The 20,437-nt window shown below is 70.4% G+C and carries 10 protein-coding genes; 1 reads left to right on the top strand and 9 read right to left on the bottom strand.

The genetic code is table 11. The features are described from left to right. Positions 1 to 5 precede the first annotated feature (5 nt). The 3 genes from ACFVYL_RS28330 to ACFVYL_RS28320 all read right to left on the bottom strand — a co-directional run bounded on the left by ACFVYL_RS28330 (position 6) and on the right by ACFVYL_RS28320 (position 11,403). On the bottom strand, positions 6 to 6,617 hold the full coding sequence (locus ACFVYL_RS28330) for an RHS repeat-associated core domain-containing protein (protein ID WP_389720790.1): 6,612 nt from the start codon (positions 6,615 to 6,617) through the stop codon (positions 6 to 8). A gap of 264 nt (positions 6,618 to 6,881) precedes the next feature. After that, positions 6,882 to 10,493: a LamG-like jellyroll fold domain-containing protein gene (locus tag ACFVYL_RS28325; RefSeq protein ID WP_389720788.1), complete on the bottom strand. Its 3,612-nt coding sequence runs from the start codon at positions 10,491 to 10,493 to the stop codon at positions 6,882 to 6,884. Positions 10,494 to 10,791: 298 nt separating this feature from the next. Continuing rightward, a complete protein-coding gene (locus ACFVYL_RS28320) occupies positions 10,792 to 11,403 on the bottom strand; it encodes a GNAT family N-acetyltransferase (protein WP_389720785.1) in 612 nt (203 codons plus the stop codon). A gap of 176 nt (positions 11,404 to 11,579) precedes the next feature. Between ACFVYL_RS28320 and ACFVYL_RS28315 the strand changes: the two genes are divergently transcribed. Then, entirely contained in the window at positions 11,580 to 12,524 is a 945-nt protein-coding gene (locus ACFVYL_RS28315) for an RluA family pseudouridine synthase (RefSeq protein WP_389720783.1), read from the top strand. Positions 12,525 to 12,527: 3 nt separating this feature from the next. Here the strand turns inward: ACFVYL_RS28315 and ACFVYL_RS28310 are convergent, their stop codons facing one another. The 6 genes from ACFVYL_RS28310 to ACFVYL_RS28285 form a co-directional block, all read right to left on the bottom strand. Beyond that, positions 12,528 to 14,009, bottom strand: a complete 1,482-nt coding sequence (locus ACFVYL_RS28310) for a cytochrome P450 (protein WP_389720780.1) — start codon at positions 14,007 to 14,009, stop codon at positions 12,528 to 12,530. A gap of 61 nt (positions 14,010 to 14,070) precedes the next feature. Then, positions 14,071 to 14,685: an ATP/GTP-binding protein gene (locus ACFVYL_RS28305; RefSeq protein ID WP_389720779.1), complete on the bottom strand. Its 615-nt coding sequence runs from the start codon at positions 14,683 to 14,685 to the stop codon at positions 14,071 to 14,073. Then, positions 14,666 to 15,079 carry a DUF742 domain-containing protein gene (locus ACFVYL_RS28300; protein WP_389720777.1) on the bottom strand — a complete coding sequence of 138 codons (414 nt, stop codon included), beginning with the start codon at positions 15,077 to 15,079 and terminating at the stop codon, positions 14,666 to 14,668. The genes ACFVYL_RS28305 and ACFVYL_RS28300 overlap by 20 nt, the downstream gene beginning before the upstream one ends. Further along, complete coding sequence (locus ACFVYL_RS28295) at positions 15,076 to 15,483, bottom strand: roadblock/LC7 domain-containing protein (RefSeq protein WP_055556816.1); 408 nt, start codon at positions 15,481 to 15,483, stop codon at positions 15,076 to 15,078. The genes ACFVYL_RS28300 and ACFVYL_RS28295 overlap by 4 nt, the downstream gene beginning before the upstream one ends. Beyond that, complete coding sequence (locus ACFVYL_RS28290; RefSeq protein WP_389720775.1) at positions 15,480 to 17,189, bottom strand: ATP-binding protein; 1,710 nt, start codon at positions 17,187 to 17,189, stop codon at positions 15,480 to 15,482. The genes ACFVYL_RS28295 and ACFVYL_RS28290 overlap by 4 nt, the downstream gene beginning before the upstream one ends. 363 nt (positions 17,190 to 17,552) lie before the next feature. Next, on the bottom strand, positions 17,553 to 20,363 hold the full coding sequence (locus ACFVYL_RS28285) for a DEAD/DEAH box helicase (protein ID WP_389720772.1): 2,811 nt from the start codon (positions 20,361 to 20,363) through the stop codon (positions 17,553 to 17,555). Between the last annotated feature and the right edge of the window lie 74 nt (positions 20,364 to 20,437).

Genomic DNA, 20,437 nt, shown 5'->3' with positions numbered 1-20,437 from the left:
GGGTGCTATTCCAGCCATTCCGAGTAGCTCGGATCCCCACTGAGCGGCCACTTCTCTTCCCAGGAGAAGTCCTGTCTTACTGCAGCCCCGAAAGTTTTCTTGTACAGGGGGTTCAAGTTCCTCGGGATGACGTGGGTGGCAGAGTGCCAGTCCGAGAGGTTCTCCGCGGTGAACCGGAGCGTCACCGTTCCCTTTTTCTTGTCGACAGCCTTGATGCGCCCTGTGCCCTTGTAGCTGCCCAGGAAGGCATCGGCTGAATTTGACGTCCCGATGGCGCCATTGGTCAACGTCCCCGCAATGTCGCTGACGGCTCCGCGGATGGAGTTGAACCTGAAGAAAGAGCTACCCGGCTCAGGGCCCCTGTCTCTGTATTTGAATTCTTCGCCGTTCGCGTCAGCTCCACTCGCCCGCATCCCCTTCTCCCGAGCCTGCCCCACCAGCTCCGCGCGCTTTTCGGCAATGGTGTCGTCGCGGGCCAGGATGGCGGTGAAAGCGTCGCCCCCGTGGAAGTACTGCCGCGGCTTGAGCGGGTAGCCGCCTCCCCAGATCCAGCCGAAGAAGAGCTGCCGGGAAGAGGTCCAGCCGTTCTGGGCCTTGGGGTCGCTGACGATTCCCCAGTCGGGCAGGGACGCGAGGATCTCGTCCAGTGACTTGCCCCCTCGGTTCATGAACGGGTAGTCCCACGACTTGGTGATGAGGTTGTAGGTCGCCCCGGGCTTCCACCCGTTGTTGGCGCTCCCGAGCGCACCCCAGTTGTTGGTGGGCGCCGTGCCACCGGTGTACCCCGTACTGCCCCCACCGCCGCCGCTGCCGCCGCCCATCATTCCGAGGACGTTCTGCACGAAGTTGCCCACCGCGACGAGACCGCCGACGACCATGCCGAAGAGGCCACCGAAGTCCAGGCCCGTGGGGTCGCTGAACGTCGCCGGGTTGTTGTTGGCGTAGGCGTAGCCGTTGAGGGACTGGGCCTTCTCCGGGTCGATGACCGGGTCCACGCTCAGGAACCGGCCGATGAGGGGGTCGTACTCCCGGGCGCCGACGTGCGTGAGGCCCGTTTCCTGGTCGGCCGTCTTCCCCAGGAAGCCCTTGTCGTCGGGCCACTCGGCGGGCTTGGTGCCGCGCGGCGCACCGAACGGTGTCGTGTACCGCTTGGTGAACGCCAGGGTCGTCGCGTCGATCACGAGGCCCGACGTGCCGTGGTGGTCGGCGACGAGGAAGTGCAGCTTGCTGCCGGACGTCCCGGCGGTCGCGGTGCGGACCGCGACCGTCTGGTCGGCGGCCGTGTAGTAGCGGGTGCCCGCGAGGGACTTGGGCTTGCCGCCGCTGGCCGGCTTCATGCGCACCTCGATCACGCCGAGGTACAGCACCGTCTCGCCGTCGGCGGACGTCGCGCGGCGGATCAGCAGGTCTCCGCCGGCGTCGTACAGGTACTCGGTCCCCTTCGCCTCCTTGCCGCCGGCGGCGGGCTCGGTGGTGGACCGCAGGTTGCCCTCCGCGTCCCAGGTGAGCGTCTGCTCCGCCTGCGTGCCGGGGCGGGTCTTGGTGTTGCCGTCGGAGTAGTAGGAGTAGGCCTTCGTCTTGCCGGCCGACTCCGTATGCGTGAGCGCGTGCGGCTGCCCGGCCTCGGTTCCGTAGCGGTAGTCGGTGACCGTGTTGCCGGAGGAGGCGTGGTCGGTCTGCTGGGTCCGCAGTCCGGCCTCGTCGTACTGGTAGCTGGTCCAGTACGGTGCGGCCCCGCCGAGGTTGCCGACCGTGCGGCCGGTGGCGGCGCAGTCCGCGGTCTTCGGCGTCCAGGACTCGGTCAGGCGGCGCTGGCCGTCGTAGTCGAAGCACTGGTAGTCGGCCTGGCCGGTGCCGCCCAGGGTCGTCGCGTCGAAGACCGACGTGACGTTGCCCGCGTCGTCCTGGTGGTACTTGAGGTCCTGGAGCATGTAGCCGTGCACGTCATCGGTGACGTACGACCGGGTCAGGCGGCGCGTGCCGGCCTCGTACTCGTTGGTGAGGTACGCCTTCTTCGCGTCGGCGGCGGTGCCCAGCGTCAGCTGGCTCTTGTCACCGATCGGCGAGTAGGCGGCGTCCTGGAGATAGCCGGTGGCTCCCTTGGCGGTGCGGACCCGGCCCAGGCCGTCGTAGCCGTACGACACCGTCTCGGCGGCAAGACCGGCGACGGCCGGGGCGGCGGTCTGCTTGACCGTGCCGTCGAGGTTGTAGCCGGTGGAGAAGGACAGCGTCTTGGGCACGCCGGCCGTCACGAGCGGGTCGTCGTCCGGCAGGACGACCTGGTTACCGGTGACCTTGTAGAGGCTGTCGTACGAGGTGACCTTCTGGGTGTACGCCTTGCCGGCCAGGCCGCCGTCGTAGCGGACCGCGGTGTCCTGCTGCCCCTTGGCGAGGCTGTCGAAGGTCCAGGCGGCGAGCTTGTTGGCGTCGGTCTGGGAGTTCTGCCACACGCCGGTCTTGCGGTTCAGTTCGTCGTACCCGACGAGCAGGGACTTTCCGGTGTCATCGGTGGTCCGCACCGCCAGGTCCAGATCGTTGTACTCCGTCGAGTTGCCGCCCTTGTCCGGATCGTCCGAGTGGACCTGACGGCCGAAGAGGTCATAGGTGTAGGTCCACATGGCGTCCTTGCCCGGCCCGGTGACCGACTTCTGCTGGCCCCGCGGCGTGTAGCCGAACGTCGTGGTGGTGTAGTCCGTGCCGGTCGCCTTGGGACCGGAGTACTCGCGCCGCTCCACTGCCTGGCCGAGGGCGTTGGTCACGACCGCGGTCGCCTGGCCGCCGGCGGGCGCCCCGGTGATCACGGTGTCGCCCTGGTAGACGGTCTCGGCCGACCAGCGCGCGACTCCTCCGCTCTTCGTCGTGGTCTTGATCGCGCGGGCCGCGCCGTCGAAGACGGTGTCCGTCTGGGTGGGCGCCTGGCCTCCGTCGATTTGGGCGAGCACCCCGGACGGCGGGTTCTTGGCGTCCCAGATGTCGGACTCGGCGGTGACCGCCAGACCTCGGGCGTCGTAGAGGGTTTCCGCGATGACGCGGCCCCCGGACGCGGAGGGCGCCTGCACCTGACGGGTCCTCAACTGCGAGTCGAAGATCTCGTAGGTGGTGGTGTAGCCGGAGCCGTCGGCCTTGAGGGTGCCGCTCGACACCCAGGGAAGGGCGGCGGCGGTGATGCTGTAGCCGTACACGTAATTGGGCGTCTTGCCGAGCGACTTGGAGCGGTTGGGCAGCCAGACCTTGAGGACGCGCCCGAGGCTGTCGTACTCGCTCTCGGTGATCCTGCCGTTGGGATCGGTGACCTTCAGGTCGGTGCCGAGTCCGAAGTCCTTGGCCGTGGTGGTCTTGAAGCCCTTGGCGTTCGTGACGGTGGTCCCGGTGAGCGGACCCGTCGTGGCCGGGGTGTAGCCCGTGGTGGTGACGATGTCGTCGTGGGTGTCCCGCTCCACGGTGGGGCGGCCGAGCGCGTCGTACTTGACGGTGCCGGACTGCTGCCAGATGGGGGCGTGGTCGCTGCCGTAGCCCTTGGCGCGGCCCTTCCACTGCGCTTCGCCCTTGGTGGGCTTCTGCGCGGCGGACCAGGTGGTCGTGTCGTAGGCCGTGGCCTCGTCCGAGATCACGTCACCGGAGCGCTTGGAGTCGGTCGGCAGGTCCAGCTCCGCGTCCGTGACGGAGCAGGACCTGGCGACGGAACGCGTGCGTGAGACGGCCGCGTTGATGCCCGTCTCGCCGCCCCGCGCGTACCAGGTGCGCGTGCACTTCTCGTCGCCCTTGACCGCGTCGTCACCCGTGTCCTCGACCGTCTCGGGCATGCCGTAGTCGTCGAAGGTCGTCTTCGTGGTGCGGACCCGGTCCATGGGGGTCAGCTTGCTCGTGACGTTGGTGCGCGCGTGGGACGCCGCGGTGCGGACGAAGTAGGCCTCCGTGTCGGCGTACGACTTGTGCTGCGTGGCGGTCCGCTGCGACCAGGGGTCGTTGACCGTACCGGAGACCTCGGCGGCGCCGTTGTAGGCCACCGTCTCCCTGGTGAAGCCCGCGTACTGGTCGGAGTCGGTGATCGTCGCGGCCTTGATGCCGGTGACGTCGGCGCTCTTGCGCTTGTCGGCGTCAGGGGTCTTTCCGTCGGACCCGAGGACCCGGTCGCCGTTCATGCCGCGCAGGAAGACCGATACCTCCTTGGACTGGGTGCCGCCGGGCGAACCGGTGAGGTGCGTGACCTTCTCGTAGCCGCGCCAGATCGACCACGTGCGCTCCTTGGCCGGAGTCATCGGGTCGTCGTTGTAGTGCCAGGCACCTCCGCCGGAGTACGTGTAGGTGTGCTGAACGGCCTCGGACCCTCCGCGCGGGTCGGTCGTCTGGACGCCGCTGACGGGGTACTTCTGGAACCAGTCGAGGATCGGTGTGATCTCGCCGTTCGGGGACCAGTACACCGGGTAGCACCGCTTGGTGTTCTCGTCCGCCTTGGGCATGGTCTGCCCGGCCGCGCAGTCGGCGGCGAGGTAGTCGACGATGGTCTGCGCGCCCGTCTCCGACGTGATCGTCTTCAGGCGCGGCCGGTTGAACGGCAGGATGTCGTCAGAAGGACCGTCGACCCGGTTGGGCCGGTACACGTGGTCGAACTTGACCGGGTCCAGGGAGAGGTCGGCCCCCCGCTTACCGGTGTGCTCGATCTCGTCCAGCCAGAGCGTCTGGTCGGTGGAGTCGCCGGTGTCACCGGGGTCGAGGTAGTGCTGCTTGAGGGACCAGGCGTCCACCGGCGCATAGCCGGGCGTGGCCGCGGCCGCGTCCCACGCGGAGGTGGCGACGCCCGTCAGCCGCTTACGGGTGAAAAACGTGGGGCTGAGGTTGTACGTGCACTTGTCGCCGTCCTTGCAGATGCTGTCGAACGGCACGTCGGGCCAGTTGTCCCTGGTGTCCTTCGTCAGCGAGTCGCAGCCGGTGCCCGATGCGATGCACCGCTCGGCATGGGTGAACACGACCTTGTCGGAGGCGGCGGGCGTCGCGGAGAAGAGGGCGCCGGCGCGCTGGCCGTAGCGGATCTCCTTGAGGTATCCGCCCCGGATGTAGTCAGTACCGGTGGTGTCGTCGCCGAGCTTGTCGTAGTTGTTGTGCTCGGCCTCGTACCAGTAGCTCATCGCGTTGCCGTGAGTGTCCTCCACGTAGTCGAGGTTCCACCGCCACGCCTGCTTCTTGTCGCGGCCGGAGAACGTGCTGCCGTCCTCGTAACCGGGTTCGCCGGAGTCGTCGCCGAAGACCGGCACCGTCCACGTGGACTCGGTGCGGTCGGCGGCCGCCGCGCCGTCGAGCTTGTTCAGGCCGAAGACGTACTTCGTGCCGTCGCCGGTGACGACGGTCCAGTGCTCGCCGTTGTCGTCACCGTTGTCCGCGCCCGTGGAGTGCGTGACGACGGAGGCGTCGTCGTTCTTGAGATGCCACTTGCCGTTGGTGTCGTCCTTGACCAGCTCGGTGGCCTTGCCGTTGAGCACCAGCGAGGCGTTGTCGTACTTCCAGCACAGGTCGTACTTCTTGTCCTGGCCGTCGTCGTTGCACGAGCCGTACTTGCGCTCGACGAAGGACTCGGTGAGGTCGAAGCCCTCACCCACCTGCGTGCCCTGGTTGTTGGTGGTGGCCGTACGGCCGTCGACGCTGGAGGAGTTGTAGGAGATGTCCAGGGTGGGCTTGGGGCCCGCGGCGGGCGCCGGCGGCTTCAGCGGGTACGACCAGGTGAAGGTTCCCGCGCTGCCGCCCGCCTCCCAGGTGGACGAGGCGGTCAACGGGGTCGCCTTGAAGTCACCGCCACCCGACTGCGTACCGGCGGAGACCGCCAGGAGCAGCGTGCGGCCGGTACCGGAACTACCGGAACGCGCGCTCGTGGCCGCGCCCTTGGCCACCGGGGCCGCGGCCGGGAAGTCCAGCTGGGTCGCGAGGCGCTGGTCGCCGCGCTCGTTCACGGACGGCAGGGGCTGCGCCTTGTGGCACTTGGCCGCCTCGGGCGAGCGCAGGGCGCAGTCGGAGATGCGCGCGACCTGCAGCCGTCCTGCCCAGTCACCGCCGTAGGCCGAGGCGAACTTCGCGTAGCGGATGCCGAGTTCGGCCCTGCCGCCGGTGGCGGGGCCGGTCACCTTCAGGGCGACGCCCTTGATCCCGAGCTTCGCCGTCTCCTGCCGGCCGAGGACGTTCACCTCGACCCGGTCCGCGACCCGGCCGTGCTTCTTGCCCTTGCCCTGCTTCGGCGGCGCGAGGGTCACCGGCAGTGCTCCCGGCGCTGCCTCGGCCTTGCCCGCGCCGGGCAGCTTCAGGGTCGCAGAGCCGTGCTTCGGCCAGGCGACGGTCCGCCGCACGTCGGCCTGGGCGCGCTTCACGGCGTCCCGGTCCGCCTGCGCGGCCTTCGCCATCTGCGCAGCCGTCTTCTTGTCCGCCTTCGCCTCGAAGGGCGACACGTCGGCGGCCTTGACCGTCTTCAGGTCGGGACGGCCCAGCGGATCGGGCTTCGCCCCGAAGGCGCTGGTGCTCAGCAGCCCCGGAAGCAGCGAGAATCCGGCGATGACCGCCACTCGGCGTAGCCTGCGCTCGCGCGCGGCTCTGGTGCGGCCCGGCACATGCCGGACCCACGCTATGCGTCTCATTGATGCCCCTACTGGTCACGGCGGTCGCCGTCCCCACCCATGGCCGGAGTTCCGGCCTCTGCAGAATGTGCGGCCCGCGCCAGGACGGCGGCGTCCGGGCAGGGGCCATCGCGTGGCGGCCACGGCGGCATGGATCTGCTCCATGCCGCCGTCGGGTGCCACTGGCCGAATACGTGAATGCGTGAATATGTGAATGCGGGCATGCGGGCGCCGGGCCCGTCAGGGCGGAGCCGGGGGCCCGCGGGTGCGGGCCCCCGGCGTCCGTCACTCGTCGCCCGGTGCGCCCAGCGCCTTGGAGCGGACCTGGTCGGCGGTCATCGCCCCGGTCCACACCCGGACCTCGTCCAGGGAGGCGGGCAGGTAGTGCCCGTTGACCCCACCGGCCCGGCCGCGCCCGGCCGCGAGCTCACCGCCGCCCTGCTCGATCGCGGGGAAGGCGGCACCGCCCTCCTGCGCCTGCTCGGTCTCGCTCAGGTACAGATGGGTGTTGCCGAAGCCGCCCTCGACTTCCTCGGTGGCGTCGTACACGCCGGTGACCTGCACCCACGTGTCCATCTCGGCGGACGTCTCGGACGGCACGGAGGCGGTCGAGAGCACCTTGCCCGCGGAGTCGGTGGCCGTACGCCCGAAGTGCCAGAGATAGCCGTCGGCCGAGACCTTCTCCACCCACAGCGCCCACGAGGACTCCTTGCCGTCCGGGGTGGACTGGCCGAAGACCTGGGCGCGGGAGCCGGTCTTCATGGCCGCGAACTTCGCGCCGTCCAGCTTGACGTCGGCGGTCACCGTGAAGGAACCGGTCTCGTCCACCACCGGGCCGGTGGTGGCCATGTAGCCGGATGTGCCGTCGAGTTCGAGCTCGTTGTCGTCGGGGTCCGCGACCGCGCCGGTGGCCGAGATGTCCATCGAACCGAGTGCGTACGAGGTGAACTCGGCGACCTTCCCGTTCTCCGCGGTGGCGGAGTCCCAGTAACCGACGAGTTCGGTCGCGGGCACGCTGTCGGTCTCCAGGCGCGCGTCCTGGCGCAGCTGGTCACCGGTCAGCGCGCGCTGCCAGACGTTGACTTCGTCGAGGCGGCCCATGAAGTTCTCGCCCCAGGCAGCGCCGACCTTGGACCGGCCGAACTGCAGGCCCTCGGTCGAGACCCAGGGCGTGTAGGCGCTGGAGGCCGCGTACAGCTTGACCGGCTGGCCCTGCGGACGGCCGTTGACGAACAGCTGGATCGTGTCGTTCGCCTTGTCGGTGTCGCCCTTGCTGTCGAACACGCCGGCGACGTGGGTCCACACCTCCCTCGTCGGTTCCGCGGTGTCCGCGATCGAGCGGATGTAGACGGGGTCCGTCTTCGTGTCCGTGGCGGTGCGGTTGAACACCCACTTGTTGTACGTGGACGAGTAGTAGAGCGTGAAGGCCGAACCATTGGCTCCCGGCGCCGAGGCCACCACCCTGTTCGCGGAGGTGTCGGTGAGCAGGACCCACGAGGACAGGGTGAACGAGTCGCCGGTGTTCACCGCGGGCGCGGCGGTGGCGGCATAGCCGGTCCGCCCGGCCTCCGTGCTCACGTCGTCGTTGAGGCGCAGCGAGTAGTCGGCAGTGCCACGGCGGCCGAGAACGGACCAGCCGGCGGCCGTGCCGTCCGTCCGGGGGCGCAGCGTCGCGTCGTGCCGCGTTCCTTCGGAGGCGGCGTCCTTGGCCACGGTGGCCGTGGAGCCCGGTGCGCCGTCGTCGAAGTGCCAGGTGCCGACGGGTCCCGCGGCCGGGGCGACCTTGAAGGCGAACTCGCTCGGGGTGCCCCAGCGTTCCCGTACGTCCTTGGCCTGCACGGTCAGCACTTGGAGCCCGGACAACGACGGCGTGGGTCTGACCGTGACCGTCGAACCGGTCGTCTCGGTGGCGCCCCTCTGGGTCAGCAGCCGCCACCGGTAGCCGGTGATGTCCTTGTCGACGGTGTTCGGCTTGAGCTGGAAGGACCCGGCCACTCCGGGGCCGCCCTTGCCCTCGCAGAGGTCGGCGAGGCATTCGGTGTAGAGACCGGTCGAGGTGATCTGGGGGGCCTTGGGCGCCGTCGAGTCGATCTTGAAGTAGCACCAGGACGAGTAGGCCGACCACAGGTCGCCCTTCCTGGTGCCGTACGTCCAGTGGGACTGCGTGCGCGCCCTCATGCGGTACAGGCCGCCGTCGGCCCGCTCGTCCATCCGGACCTTCGCCAGCGTGTCGTCCGGCACCCAGCCGGGCTTCGGCCGGTAGTCGGACCACACCTGGTGCCAGTCGGCGTCATCGCCGCGCTGTACGACGAACTCGGCCTGCAGCTCGCCCTTCTCCTCGCCCGACTTCGGCTTGACCTGGGTCTGCACCTTGGCCTGCGCCATCGGGTCGAGCCGGGTGACGATCGTGGGGGTGCGCGAGGACTTGGCGCAGTACCCCGTGGTGCCGTTGCCCGGGATGACCCCCACCGAGGAGGGGGTGCCCGGCTTCGGCACGTAGATCACCTGGAGCTCGGCGTTGTCGTCGAACCGCTTCCAGGCCGCCGGGTCGCCCTCGTCGTGCGCCCGGAGCATCAGCGTCAGCGCGCTGAACTTGCCGGACGCCAGATTGCGCACCGAGGAGGTGAGGTTCTCGTCCGGCTCGTCCGGGTTGTCGTTGAACTCGACCCACTGGTCGGGCTGTTCGGGGCTGCACTGGTCCCCGCGGCCCGCGGACACGTACCGGTCGCCCATCTGGTCCCGCGGCGTGGGGCCCGGCCACCTCTTGCCCTTGGAGATGTTGTCGGTGCGCTCCAGGTCGACCCACTTGGCGTCACAGGTGAACGACCAGGTCTCCTTGGCGCGGAAGGTGGCGTCGACGACCTGCTTGCCGGACAGCTTCGAGGGCCCGAACTCGAAGTACATCCGGTTCGTGTGGTCCTTGTCGCAGTAGTACGGGCCCATGCGGCTGCAGTTGCCGACTCCGTAGTCGCCGTTGAACTGCCAGAAGACATCGCCGTCGCTGGAGAGGACCGTGCGCTCCGAGGCGCCGAGCCCGAGGGGAGGGTCGATGCGCACCGGATAGACCGTCTTCTCGCCGCGCAGCAGCTTCTGGTCCGGTTTGACGCTGATGGCGTCGTCCTCGACCTCGACCGGCAGCTCGGCGCTGCGGTCGCCGGGGTTCGGCTGCGTGGAGCTCCGCCCGCCCCGGGCGCCGGGTTCGCCGGCCGGGGTGGACGCCGGCTTCGACGACCGGGCGTGCCGCGCCGTGTCGCCCGCCGCGTCCCACATGACACCGGCCGGGCCCCGCAGGACGTCGTTGCCGTCCTCGTCGACCGCGCGGAGGCCGCCGTCGGCGCCGGGGACGACCTGCAGCCCCTTGCCCTCGACGGCAAGGCGGACGGTGGCCAGCCGAGGACTGGCGGCCGCCTCAGGCGTCTTGACGACGAGGATCTCCCTGAACCCCTCCGACGTCGCCGTCAGTTCGAGGTCGACGTCCTTGAGCACGTTCGGATACGTCGCCGTGGCTCCCGTCAGCTCGGGCGTCGGCAGCTTGCCGGGCCAGCCGAGCTCAAGGGCGCCGCGCGGGGTTCCGATGCGGATCATCCCGCTGCCGCTGCCCCCGCCGGAGAAGGAGAGGTCGACCGCGGTCGCCCCGGGGGCGACGGTGCCGTCGGAACGGCGTACCAGCGTGGTGTCGATGTCCCGCCAGTCGCCGTCGGCCGCCTTCACCCGTTGCGGGGTGGTGGCCTGGGTCAGCGTGTAGGTGCCGTCGGGGTTGGCGACGGTCGTGGTGTAGGCGCCGCGCTCCGACACCACCTCGACCGGCTTACCCGTGGCCGCGGCACGCTCCGACGCCGACTGCTCGGTGTCCGCCTTCCCGCCGTCCGCGGACGCGGCCGGTCCGGACAGTCCCACCGCCGTCACCAGAGATGCCAGAACGGCACACGCCGTCGCCCAGCTCACCGCGCGAGCGCCGCTCGATCTCGGCCGTCGCGTAACGCGACGCCCCCTTGCTGCAACCACAACCCCACCCCAGGTTCACAGGTCCTCCACAGAAGCGAGCGAAGCTAAGCACCTACTCTCCGTGAGCGTCAATAAGGGGTATGTAAAGATGGGCATACCGACCCCTGCCTGACCTGCAGAAATAAGGATTGGTCTGGACAACATGGGACGCACTGCGTACACACGGCCACGCCCACCCACATCAGCGCCTTCACACCACCGCGGCCGGACCCACGAGCGGACCCTCGCCCTTGATGCGGGCGTGCAGGTGCATGTCGTGCCAGCCGTCCTCGTGCAGCAGCGCACTCCGCTTGGTGCCCTCCGCCCGGAAACCGGCCTTCAGGGCGACGCGGCAGGACGCCTCGTTCGCCGTCGAGTGGGTCAACTCAAGGCGGTGCAGGCCGACTTCGTCGAACGCCCACTCCGAGAGCGCCACGACGGCGCGCGTGGCGACGCCCAGGCCGCGCGACGACGGCATCGTCCAGTACGCGATCTCGGCCTGGCCGTCACCGAGCACCATGCAGCGCAGGGCGACCCGGCCGACCACCGCGTCGGTGCCCGCGTCGGCGATCGCCCAGTACGCGTCGCGCTCCTCGCCCCACGCCTCGCGCCAGCCCTCGATCCAGCCGCGGACCTCGTCCTCGGAGTCGGCCACCCGTGCGTGCCAGCGCTGGATCACCGGGTCCTGGAAGGCTTCGTACACGGCGGGTGCGTCGGCGGCGGTCCAGGGGCGCAGGACCAGATGGCCGGGGGCGGTCAGCGTCGGCTGCGTACGGCGGGCGAGCGCGCCGGCCGCGACGATGTCAGAGATCTTGAAGGGCATGGGCGCATCGTGCCAGCGGGGGCACGGCCGGCGGCAGTGCTTTTCCGGGGCGCACACGAGTCCGCGGACCCGGCCCCCGCGCGCCCCGCACATCTGCCCGCCCCGCGCCGCCCGCGAACACTCCGCCATCGCCCCGCGCCCCCGTGACCTGCGCCGCCCCTTACGCTGACCCCCTGATGAGACGCAAGCCCCGCATTCCGCCCGCCCCGCTCCCCCAGCGCGACGGCGTCGACCCCGTCCGGGTCAGGCTGCCGCCCGACGGGGCGTGGCCGACCGTGCGCGACCACTTGGTGGAGCGGCTCGCGGCCGGGCCGGGAACCATCGACGCGATGTTGCGCGCGGGCAGGATCGTCGGCGAGGACGGGGGGCCGGTGGCGCCGGACACGGTCTACGTCCCCGGCGCCTTCGTGTGGTTCCACCGCGACCTCCCGGCGGAGGTCACCGTGCCGTTCGCCCTCGACGTGGTCCACCGCGACGAACACATCGTCGTCGTGGACAAGCCGCACTTCCTCGCGACCATGCCGCGCGGCAGCCACGTGACACAGACCGCCCTCGCCCGGCTGCGCACGGAGCTCGGCATCCCGGCGCTGAGCGCCGCGCACCGCCTGGACCGGCTGACCGCCGGACTGCTCCTGTTCACCGTGCGGCCCGCGGAACGCGGCGCGTACCAGACCCTGTTCCGCGACCGCCTGGTACGCAAGGAGTACGAGGCGGTGGCCCCGTACGACCCGGACGTCCCGCTCCCGCGGACCGTGCGCAGCCACATCGAGAAGGACCGCGGGGTCATCGCGGCATACGAGGTCGAGGGCGCCGAGCCGAACAGCGAGAGCCGGATCGAACTCGTCGAGCACCGCGCCGGTCTCGGGCGCTACCGGCTCACCCCGCGCACCGGCCGCACCCACCAGCTCCGCGTCCACATGAACGCGCTGGGGCTGCCGATTCTCGGGGACCCGGTCTACCCGGTGGTGACCGGACCCGTGGCGCCGGACGACTTCCGGCGGCCCCTTCAACTCCTGGCGCGCGTCCTGGAGTTCACGGATCCGGTCACGGGCGTCGCCCACCGCTTCGTCAGCGGCAGGACGCTGACGGCCTGGACGGCGTACGACACCTGGGCACGGTAGCGGTCAGTAGCCGCGCCACCAGACGAGGAAGCGCTGCCAGACCCCCTTGGGCCGGACGACGGCCGCGGGCGCCGCGGCCGCGGGGGCGGCCGACGGCTGCGGGGCCGGGGCCGCGGGCTCCGGCCGGCGCGGCGGCGGGGACGACACCTGCCAGTCCCTGCGCGGCGTCGGCACCTGCGCCGAGGGCCGCGCCATGACGTCCTGCGGCGAGCGCGGCGCGAACTTGACGGGCAGCGCCACCAGATGCCGCGACAGGATCGACGACGTCCAGCGCAACTCCCGCTCGTCCACGGAGAGTTCCACGTCCGGCAGGCGCATCAGGAGCGCGTCGACCCCGGTGTCCGCGATGGCGCGGCCGATGTCCTGGCCGGGACACTCGTGCGGCCCGCCGCTGAACGCCAGGTGCGAGCGGTTGCCCTGCATGTTGGCGGTGAGGTCGGGGCGCACCACCGGGTCGACATTGCCCGGCGCGATGCCCAGGATCAGACCGTCGCCCGCCCTGATCCGCTGACCGCCGAGCTGGGTGTCCTGCTTGGCGAAGTAGCCGACCATCGCGCTGAACGGCGGTTCGTCCCACAGGGACTGCTCGACCGCCTCGGGCACCGTCATCTGGCCGCCGCTGAGCTGCGCGCGGAAGCGCGGGTCGGTGAGGACCACGCGCAGGACGTTGGCGATCAGGTTGGCGGTGGCCTCGTACGCGGCGATGAGGACGAGGCGCAGGTGCGCGCCCACCTCGTCGTCGGTGAGCTGCGCCGGGTGCGCGATGAGGCTGCTGGTGAAGTCCTCCTCGGGGTTGGCACGCCGCCGCGCCACGAGGCCCATCAGGACCTCCATGACGTACGCGTTGCTGGCGATGGCGGTCTCGGTGCCCTTGATCATGTCGCGGGCGGACTGCACCATCCGCTCGTTGTACTCCTCCGGCATGCCGAGGACGTGGCACATCACCATCATCGGCAGGTGCTCGGCGAACTGGCTGACGAGATCGGCGCGGCCCTCCTGACAGATGTCGTTGAGGAGGTGGTTCGTATAGCGGTTGATGTAGCGGCGGATGCCGCGGTGGTCGATGCCCGACATGGCGCCGGTGACCGCGCCGCGCAGCCGCTGGTGCTCGTCGCCCTCGGCGAAGCTGCACATCGGCTGCCAGGTGAAGACGGGTGCGAGCGGGTGGTCCAGGCCCGCGCTGCCGTCCTGCACGGCCCGCCAGCGGCGCGAGTCGCGGGTGTACTGCGAGGGGGTGCGGGCCATGTGCAGGTTCTCGCTGTGGCCGAGCACCGCCCACATCGGCACGTCGTTGTGGATCAGTACGGGCGCGACCGCGCCGTGCTCGGCGCGCAGCTTCTCGTACAGGCCCGCCAGATCGGTGTCCGCCTCGGGGCCGTAGAGGCGGCGCAGGCCGCCGGGCCCGAGGCCGTGGGCGGGGCAGCCGGGAGGCGCGGCGGCGGGTCCTTCGGTGCCGGGCCAGGAAGGGGAGGGAGGAGTCGTCACGGTCGTCGCTCCGGGATTCGCTGAGGGTTCCGGGTTGCTGGATACGGGGGTACGGACGCGGTCAGACGCGCGTCACCGTCAGGGAGTGGAGGTAGCGCATCAGGGTCATGAGGACATCCCGGCTGGACTCCCTGCGGCGGGCGTCGCACGCCATGATCGGCACTGCGGGTTCCAGGTCGAGGGCCCTGCGCAGGGTCTCGACGGGATGGTGGGGCGCGTCCGGGAAGTCGTTGACGGCGACGACGAACGGCACGCCGCGCTCCTCCAGGCGGCCGATCACGTCGAAGCTGACTTCCAGGCGGCGGGTGTCGATGAGGACGACCGCGCCGAGCGCGCCCTCGAAGAGGCCGTTCCACAGGAACCAGAAGCGCTCCTGGCCGGGGGTGCCGAACAGGTAGAGGACGAGCTCCTCGGAGATGCTGATCCGCCCGAAGTCCATCGCCACGGTGGTGGCCGTCTTGGACTCCGAGCCGTAGTTGTCGTCGACCCCGATACCCGCCTGGGTCATCGTCTCTTCGGTGGTCAGCGGGCGGATCTCGCTGACCGAGCCGACCATCGTCGTCTTGCCGACACCGAACCCGCCCACGATCACGACCTTCACGGCGGCCGACGCCGTGTGCGGCAGGACGTCCTCGCTGCGCGGGCCGGTGATCGTGTCAGAGCTTTTGAAGTCCATGCATCACCGCTTCGAGGAGGGATCGGTCGGGGAGCGCGGAGCGGACGATGGGGGCGCGCGCCTGGACGAGCTCGGCCGTGAGTAACTCCGTCAGGACGACCGTCACGACGCTGAACGGCAACGCCATGTAGGCGGAGAGCTCGGCGACGGAGAGCGGCGTCGTGCACAGCCGCAGGACCGCCGAGTGCTCCGGCTGGGCCGTGGGAGACGCCTCGCCCTGCGCGACGACCAGGGTGACGAGGTCGAGCGGTGCCCGCTCGGAGCCCTCGCCCGTGAGGATGTACAGCCGCTCCGGGTTCTCGGGGCTGCGGCGCTCCCGCTGGGGGGGCGTGCCGCGCTGGGGCGGGACGTCGCCCTCTTGTGAACCACGGGGGGAGTCTTGCGGAGGAGTCATACGGCCTGCCCGTCGCGCCGGGGCGGGCTCGTCAGATGCGCCCCGATGCGTACGACGAGGTCGCGCATGCGGGTGCCGATGAGGCCCGCGTCGACGGTCTCGTCGGCGAGCACGGCGAGATAGGCGCCCGCGCCCGCGGCCATCAGGTAGAAGTAGCCGCCGTTGATCTCGATGATGACCATCTTCATGCCGCCGTCGCTGTGCGGGATCTCGGTGGCGACGGCGGCGGCCAGGCTCTGCAGTCCCGCGCAGGCCGCGGCGATGCGGTCGGCCGCGTCCGGGTCGCCGCCGTAGCGCGCGATGCGCAGGCCGTCGGCGGAGAGCACCACGATCTGCCGGGTCTGTGGTACCCCGTCGGCGAGCTCCTTCAGCATCCAGTCGAAGTTGGCGCGTTGCTGGATCACTGCCAGTCCCTCTCGTCGGCGCTGCCGTGGTTGTTGCGGGTGGGGCCCTGCGGGGGGTTCGGCTCCTCGGGGGCGGACCCCTCCGCGGCGGATGCGGCGGATGCGGTGGATCCAGCGGATCCGGTACCGGTGGATGCGGTGGATCCGGGCGGTGGCACCGGATCGGTTCCCGCCGGGTCCTCGCCCTTGACGCCCTTCATGAACGCCTCGATCCACAGGCCCGGTTCGGGCTCCTCCCGCTTCGGGGCGGGCACCGGGGGCGGCGCGGTCGCGGCGGCGTGGGCCTCGGCGATCCGCTGGGCCTCGGCCTCCTGGGCGTACCGCTCGCTGAGGGAGATCTTGACGCGGCTGCGGCGCTGCGGCAGGCCGCCCGGCGTCCACTCGGTGACCTCCGGGACGTCGTCCTCCATGGTCGCGGTGAGCGGGGAGCGCAGCGGCGGGCCCGCGGTGACGACGCGCGGCTTCTTGCGGCGGATGTTGCGGGCGGGTTCCTCGATGAGGCGGCCGCCGTTGTCCACGCGCGGCACGGCGGAGGCGCCGATGCCGTGGGCGAGGCCGGGCGCGGGCTCGGTGGTGATCATCTCGCGCGGCACGATGAGGACCGCGCGGACCCCGCCGTAGGCGGACTGCCGCAGGGAGACCTGCAGGTTGTACATCTGCGAGAGGCGGCCGACGACGGCCATGCCGAGCCGGGGCGTCTCACCGAGGTCGTTGAGGTCGATGCCTGCCTGGGCCTGCTCCAGCATGCGCTCGGCGCGGGCCCGCGCCTCCTCGCTGAGGCTGACGCCGCCGTCCTCGATCTCGACGGCGATGCCGGTCTGCACCTCGACGGCGGTGACGTGCACCTTGGTCTGCGGGGGCGAGTACCGGGTGGCGTTGTCGAGGAGTTCGGCGCAGGCGTGGATGAGCGGCTCGACGGAGGTGCCGTGGATCGCGACCTTGGCGATCGAGTGCAGTTCGACGCGCGGGTAGTCCAGGATCCGGGACATCGCGCCGCGCAACACGCTGAACAGCGGGACGGGCTTGGGCCACTGGCGGCCGGGGCGGGCGCCGCCGAGCACCGCGATGGAGTCGGCGAGCCGGCCGATCAGGGCGGTGCCGTGGTCGATGCGCAGCAGGTCGTCGAAGACCTCGGGGTTGCGCCCGTGGAACTCCTCCATGTCGCGCAGTTCCGCGGCCTGTTGGTGGACGATCGACTGGACGCGCCGGGCGATGTTGACGAAGGCGCGCTGCGCGGACTCGCGCATCGCTTCCTCGCGGTCCAGGGTTTCGAGGACGGAGCGGAGCAACTCGCGTTGTGAGGCCGGGAGTTCGTGGTACGCCTCGTCCTTGTCCACGACGTTGCGGATCACTTCGACGGGCGCTTCGCCCCGGCGCAGCCGCCAGAGCGCCGCGGGCAGGATCTCCCGGCCCAGGCGCACGGTCTCGTCGTCGTGGGAGGCGATGCGCCGCTCGAGAAGGGCGAGGCGCTGTGCGTGCTGCGCGCGCTGCCCCCGGATGGTCCGGCCGCGGCGCACCGCTTCGGCGCCGACCGCGACGACCATGAGGGTCGCGACGGCGCCGCACCAGCCGACGGCGGTCCTGGCCGGTTCCGTCACGGAGGCGACGGCGGCTCCGGTCGCCGCCGCCATCAGCATGGCAGGCAGCAACAACACACGCGCGTAAGGGACTTCTCGGCCACCGGGAGGCGATTGAACACTCACCATGTATGCCCTCTGAACACTCGTCTTGGGGGGAATGACGTCTTTGGGGGTGCTGGTACATGTGCGGGGGGAGGTGACAAAACCGAACGATCGAAAGTTTTGGGAACAAGCGCGCGAATCTGTCGCAACTCGTTCAACTCGCCGCGCTTCGGGCGAGCTTAGTCCGCCGAAATCACCGCCGTGTCATATTCGGCAACCCCCTGCAGAGCCCTGGCCGACGGGCATACACTCTCCCCTTTTGCACGCGCGGCGATCATTCGAACACATGGAGTGACGCCTCGAACGCCCGGAAAAACGCCGAACGGGCGCGCCCCACGACCCAGTTGGCCGGGGAACGCGCCCGTGCGCGCGACAGAGGTCCTGCTCTCAGCCCACCGAGCTGTACGCGACGACTCCCCGGAGCAGCTGGTCGACCGCCTTGCGGGCGTTCTTCGCGACCGTGCTGCCCTCGCGCGGGGCCGCCGCGGCGATCTGCCCGAGCACGTCGATGACCTGCTTGCACCAGCGCACGAAGTCACCGGCGGGCATGTCCGCCTCGCGCAACACCTCGTCCAGGCCCTTGTCGTTGGCCCACATGTACGCCGCCCAGGCGAAGCCCAGGTCGGGTTCGCGCTGCCCGACACCCTCCGTCTGACTGATCTTGAAATCTTCCTCCAGGCCGTCGAGGCGGCCCCAGATCCGCACCATCTCGACGAGCGCCGCCTTCGCCGCCCCGGACGGCAGCTTGGGCGCGAGGGCGTCGTCCCCGACCCGCGCCTCGTAGACCAACGCCGAGACGCACGCGGCCAGTTCGGCCGGGCTCAGCCCTTCCCACACCCCGGCCCGCAGGCACTCGCTGGCCAGCAGGTCCAGCTCCCCGTACAGCCGGGCGAGCCGCTTGCCGTGCTCGGTGACCTCGTCGGCGCGCAGGTAGTCGAGCTCGGTGAGCAGGGCGACGATGCGGTCGAACGTACGGGCGATGGTGTTCGTACGCCCCTCGATGCGGCGCTCCAGCTGCGAGGTGTCGCGCTTGAGGCGGTGGTACCGCTCGGCCCAGCGCGCGTGGTCCTCCCGCTCGTCGCAGCCGTGGCAGGGGTGCGCGCGCAGCTCCGCGCGCAGCCGTGCGATCTCCTGGTCGTCGGCGGCCGCCGCCCGCCCCTTGCGCTGCCGGTCGGGCACGATGTGCCCGGCCTTGGTGCGCAGCGCGGACGCCAGATCACGGCGCGACTGCGGCGAGCGGGCGTTGAACGACTTCGGGATGCGCATCCGCTCCACCGCCTCGACGGGCACCGGGAAGTCCATCGACGCCAGCCGCTTGACCTGCCGCTCGGCGGTGAGGACGAGCGGCCGGGGCCCGTCCACCTGGTCGAAGCCGCGGTGGCCGTTGGCCCGCCCGGGCGGCAGCCCCGGGTCGAGGACGAGCGCCAGGCCCGCGAACTTCCCCGTCGGGACGTGGATGATGTCGCCCGGCTTCAGCTTCTCCAGGGCCGCAGCGGCCGCGACCCTGCGCTGGGCCGCGCCCTGCTTGGCCAGCTCGGTCTCGCGGTCCTTGAGATCACGGCGCAGCCGCGCGTACTCCTCGAAGTCGCCGAGGTGGCAGGTCATGGAGTCCTTGTAGCCCTCCAGGCCCTCCTCGTTCTTCTGCACCTGCCGGGAGATCCCGACGACCGACTTGTCGGCCTGGAACTGCGCGAAGGACGTCTCAAGGAGCTCGCGCGAGCGGTGCCGGCCGAACTGCTCGACCAGGTTCACCGCCATGTTGTACGACGGCTTGAAGCTGGAGCGCAGCGGATACGTACGCGTACCGGCCAGACCGGCCAGGTGCTCGGGGCTCATGGCGCGCTGCCAGAGGACCACCGCATGGCCCTCCACATCGATGCCCCGGCGCCCGGCACGGCCGGTCAACTGCGTGTACTCCCCCGGGGTGATGTCGGCGTGCTGCTCGCCGTTCCACTTGACGAGCTTCTCCAGCACCACACTGCGCGCGGGCATGTTGATGCCCAGGGCGAGGGTCTCGGTGGCGAAGACGGCCTTGACGAGGCCGCGCACGAAGAGCTCCTCGACAACCTCCTTGAAGGTGGGCAGCATGCCCGCGTGGTGCGCCGCGATGCCGCGCTCCAGGCCCTCGAGCCATTCGTAGTAACCGAGGACGTGGAGGTCCTCGTCCGGGATCGACGCCGTGCGCTCCTCGACGATCTCACGGACCGTCATCCGGGCCGCGTCGTCGTTCAGCCGCAGGCCCGCGTACAGACACTGCTGCACGGCGGCCTCGCAGGCCGCGCGGCTGAAGATGAACGTGATGGCCGGGAGCAGCCCTTCGGAGTCCAGGCGCTCGATGACCTCGGGGCGGCCCGGCGTCCAGATCCTCGACCGCTGGCGGCGCTCCCGCTCGCGGTCGGCCTCGCGGAGCATCTTGCCCTTGCGGCGGTCGCGCGGGTTGTACGAACGGCTGGCCTCCAGCCGCGCCATGCGCATGAGGTCCGGGTTGACCGCCTTCTTGTGGCCCTCGCCCTCCTCGAAGAGGTCGTACATCCGGCGCCCGGCGAGCACGTGCTGGAAGAGCGGCACGGGCCGGTGCTCGGAGACGATCACCTCGGTGTCGCCGCGGACGGTGTCGAGCCAGTCGCCGAACTCCTCCGCGTTCGACACGGTGGCCGAGAGGGAGACCAGCGTGACCGACTCCTGCAGATGGATGATCACTTCCTCCCAGACGGCGCCGCGGAAGCGGTCGGAGAGGTAGTGCACCTCGTCCATGACCACATAGCCGAGGTTCAGCAGCGACTGGGAGCCCGAATACAGCATGTTCCGCAGGACCTCGGTGGTCATGACGACCACCGGGGCATCGCTGTTGACGCTGTTGTCGCCGGTGAGCAGGCCGACCTTGTCCGCGCCGTACCGCTTGGCGAGGTCGGCGTACTTCTGGTTGGAGAGCGCCTTGATGGGCGTGGTGTAGAAACACTTCTTGCCCCGGCCCAGGGCCAGGTGCACGGCGAACTCGCCGACGATCGTCTTGCCCGAGCCCGTGGGGGCGGCCACGAGCACGCCCTTGCCTGCCTCAAGGGCCTGACAGGCCTCGATCTGGAAGGGGTCGAGGCCGAATTCGTACATCTCGCGGAAGGACGCGAGTGCGGTGGCCTGCTCGACAGCGCGCTTGCGCGCCGCCGCGTACCGCTCGGCCGGTGAGAGGTCCTCTGTCATCGTGCTTTCGAGACTACCGGCCACCGCTGACAACGGACGATCATTATGGGACCGGGAGCGGAACGCGACAGCTC

Source organism: Streptomyces sp. NPDC058308, assembly GCF_042880275.1.
Taxonomy (GTDB): domain Bacteria; phylum Actinomycetota; class Actinomycetes; order Streptomycetales; family Streptomycetaceae; genus Streptomyces.
The sequence above is the reverse complement of the archived record's forward strand: the minus strand, read 5'-3'. Positions and strand labels throughout refer to the sequence as shown.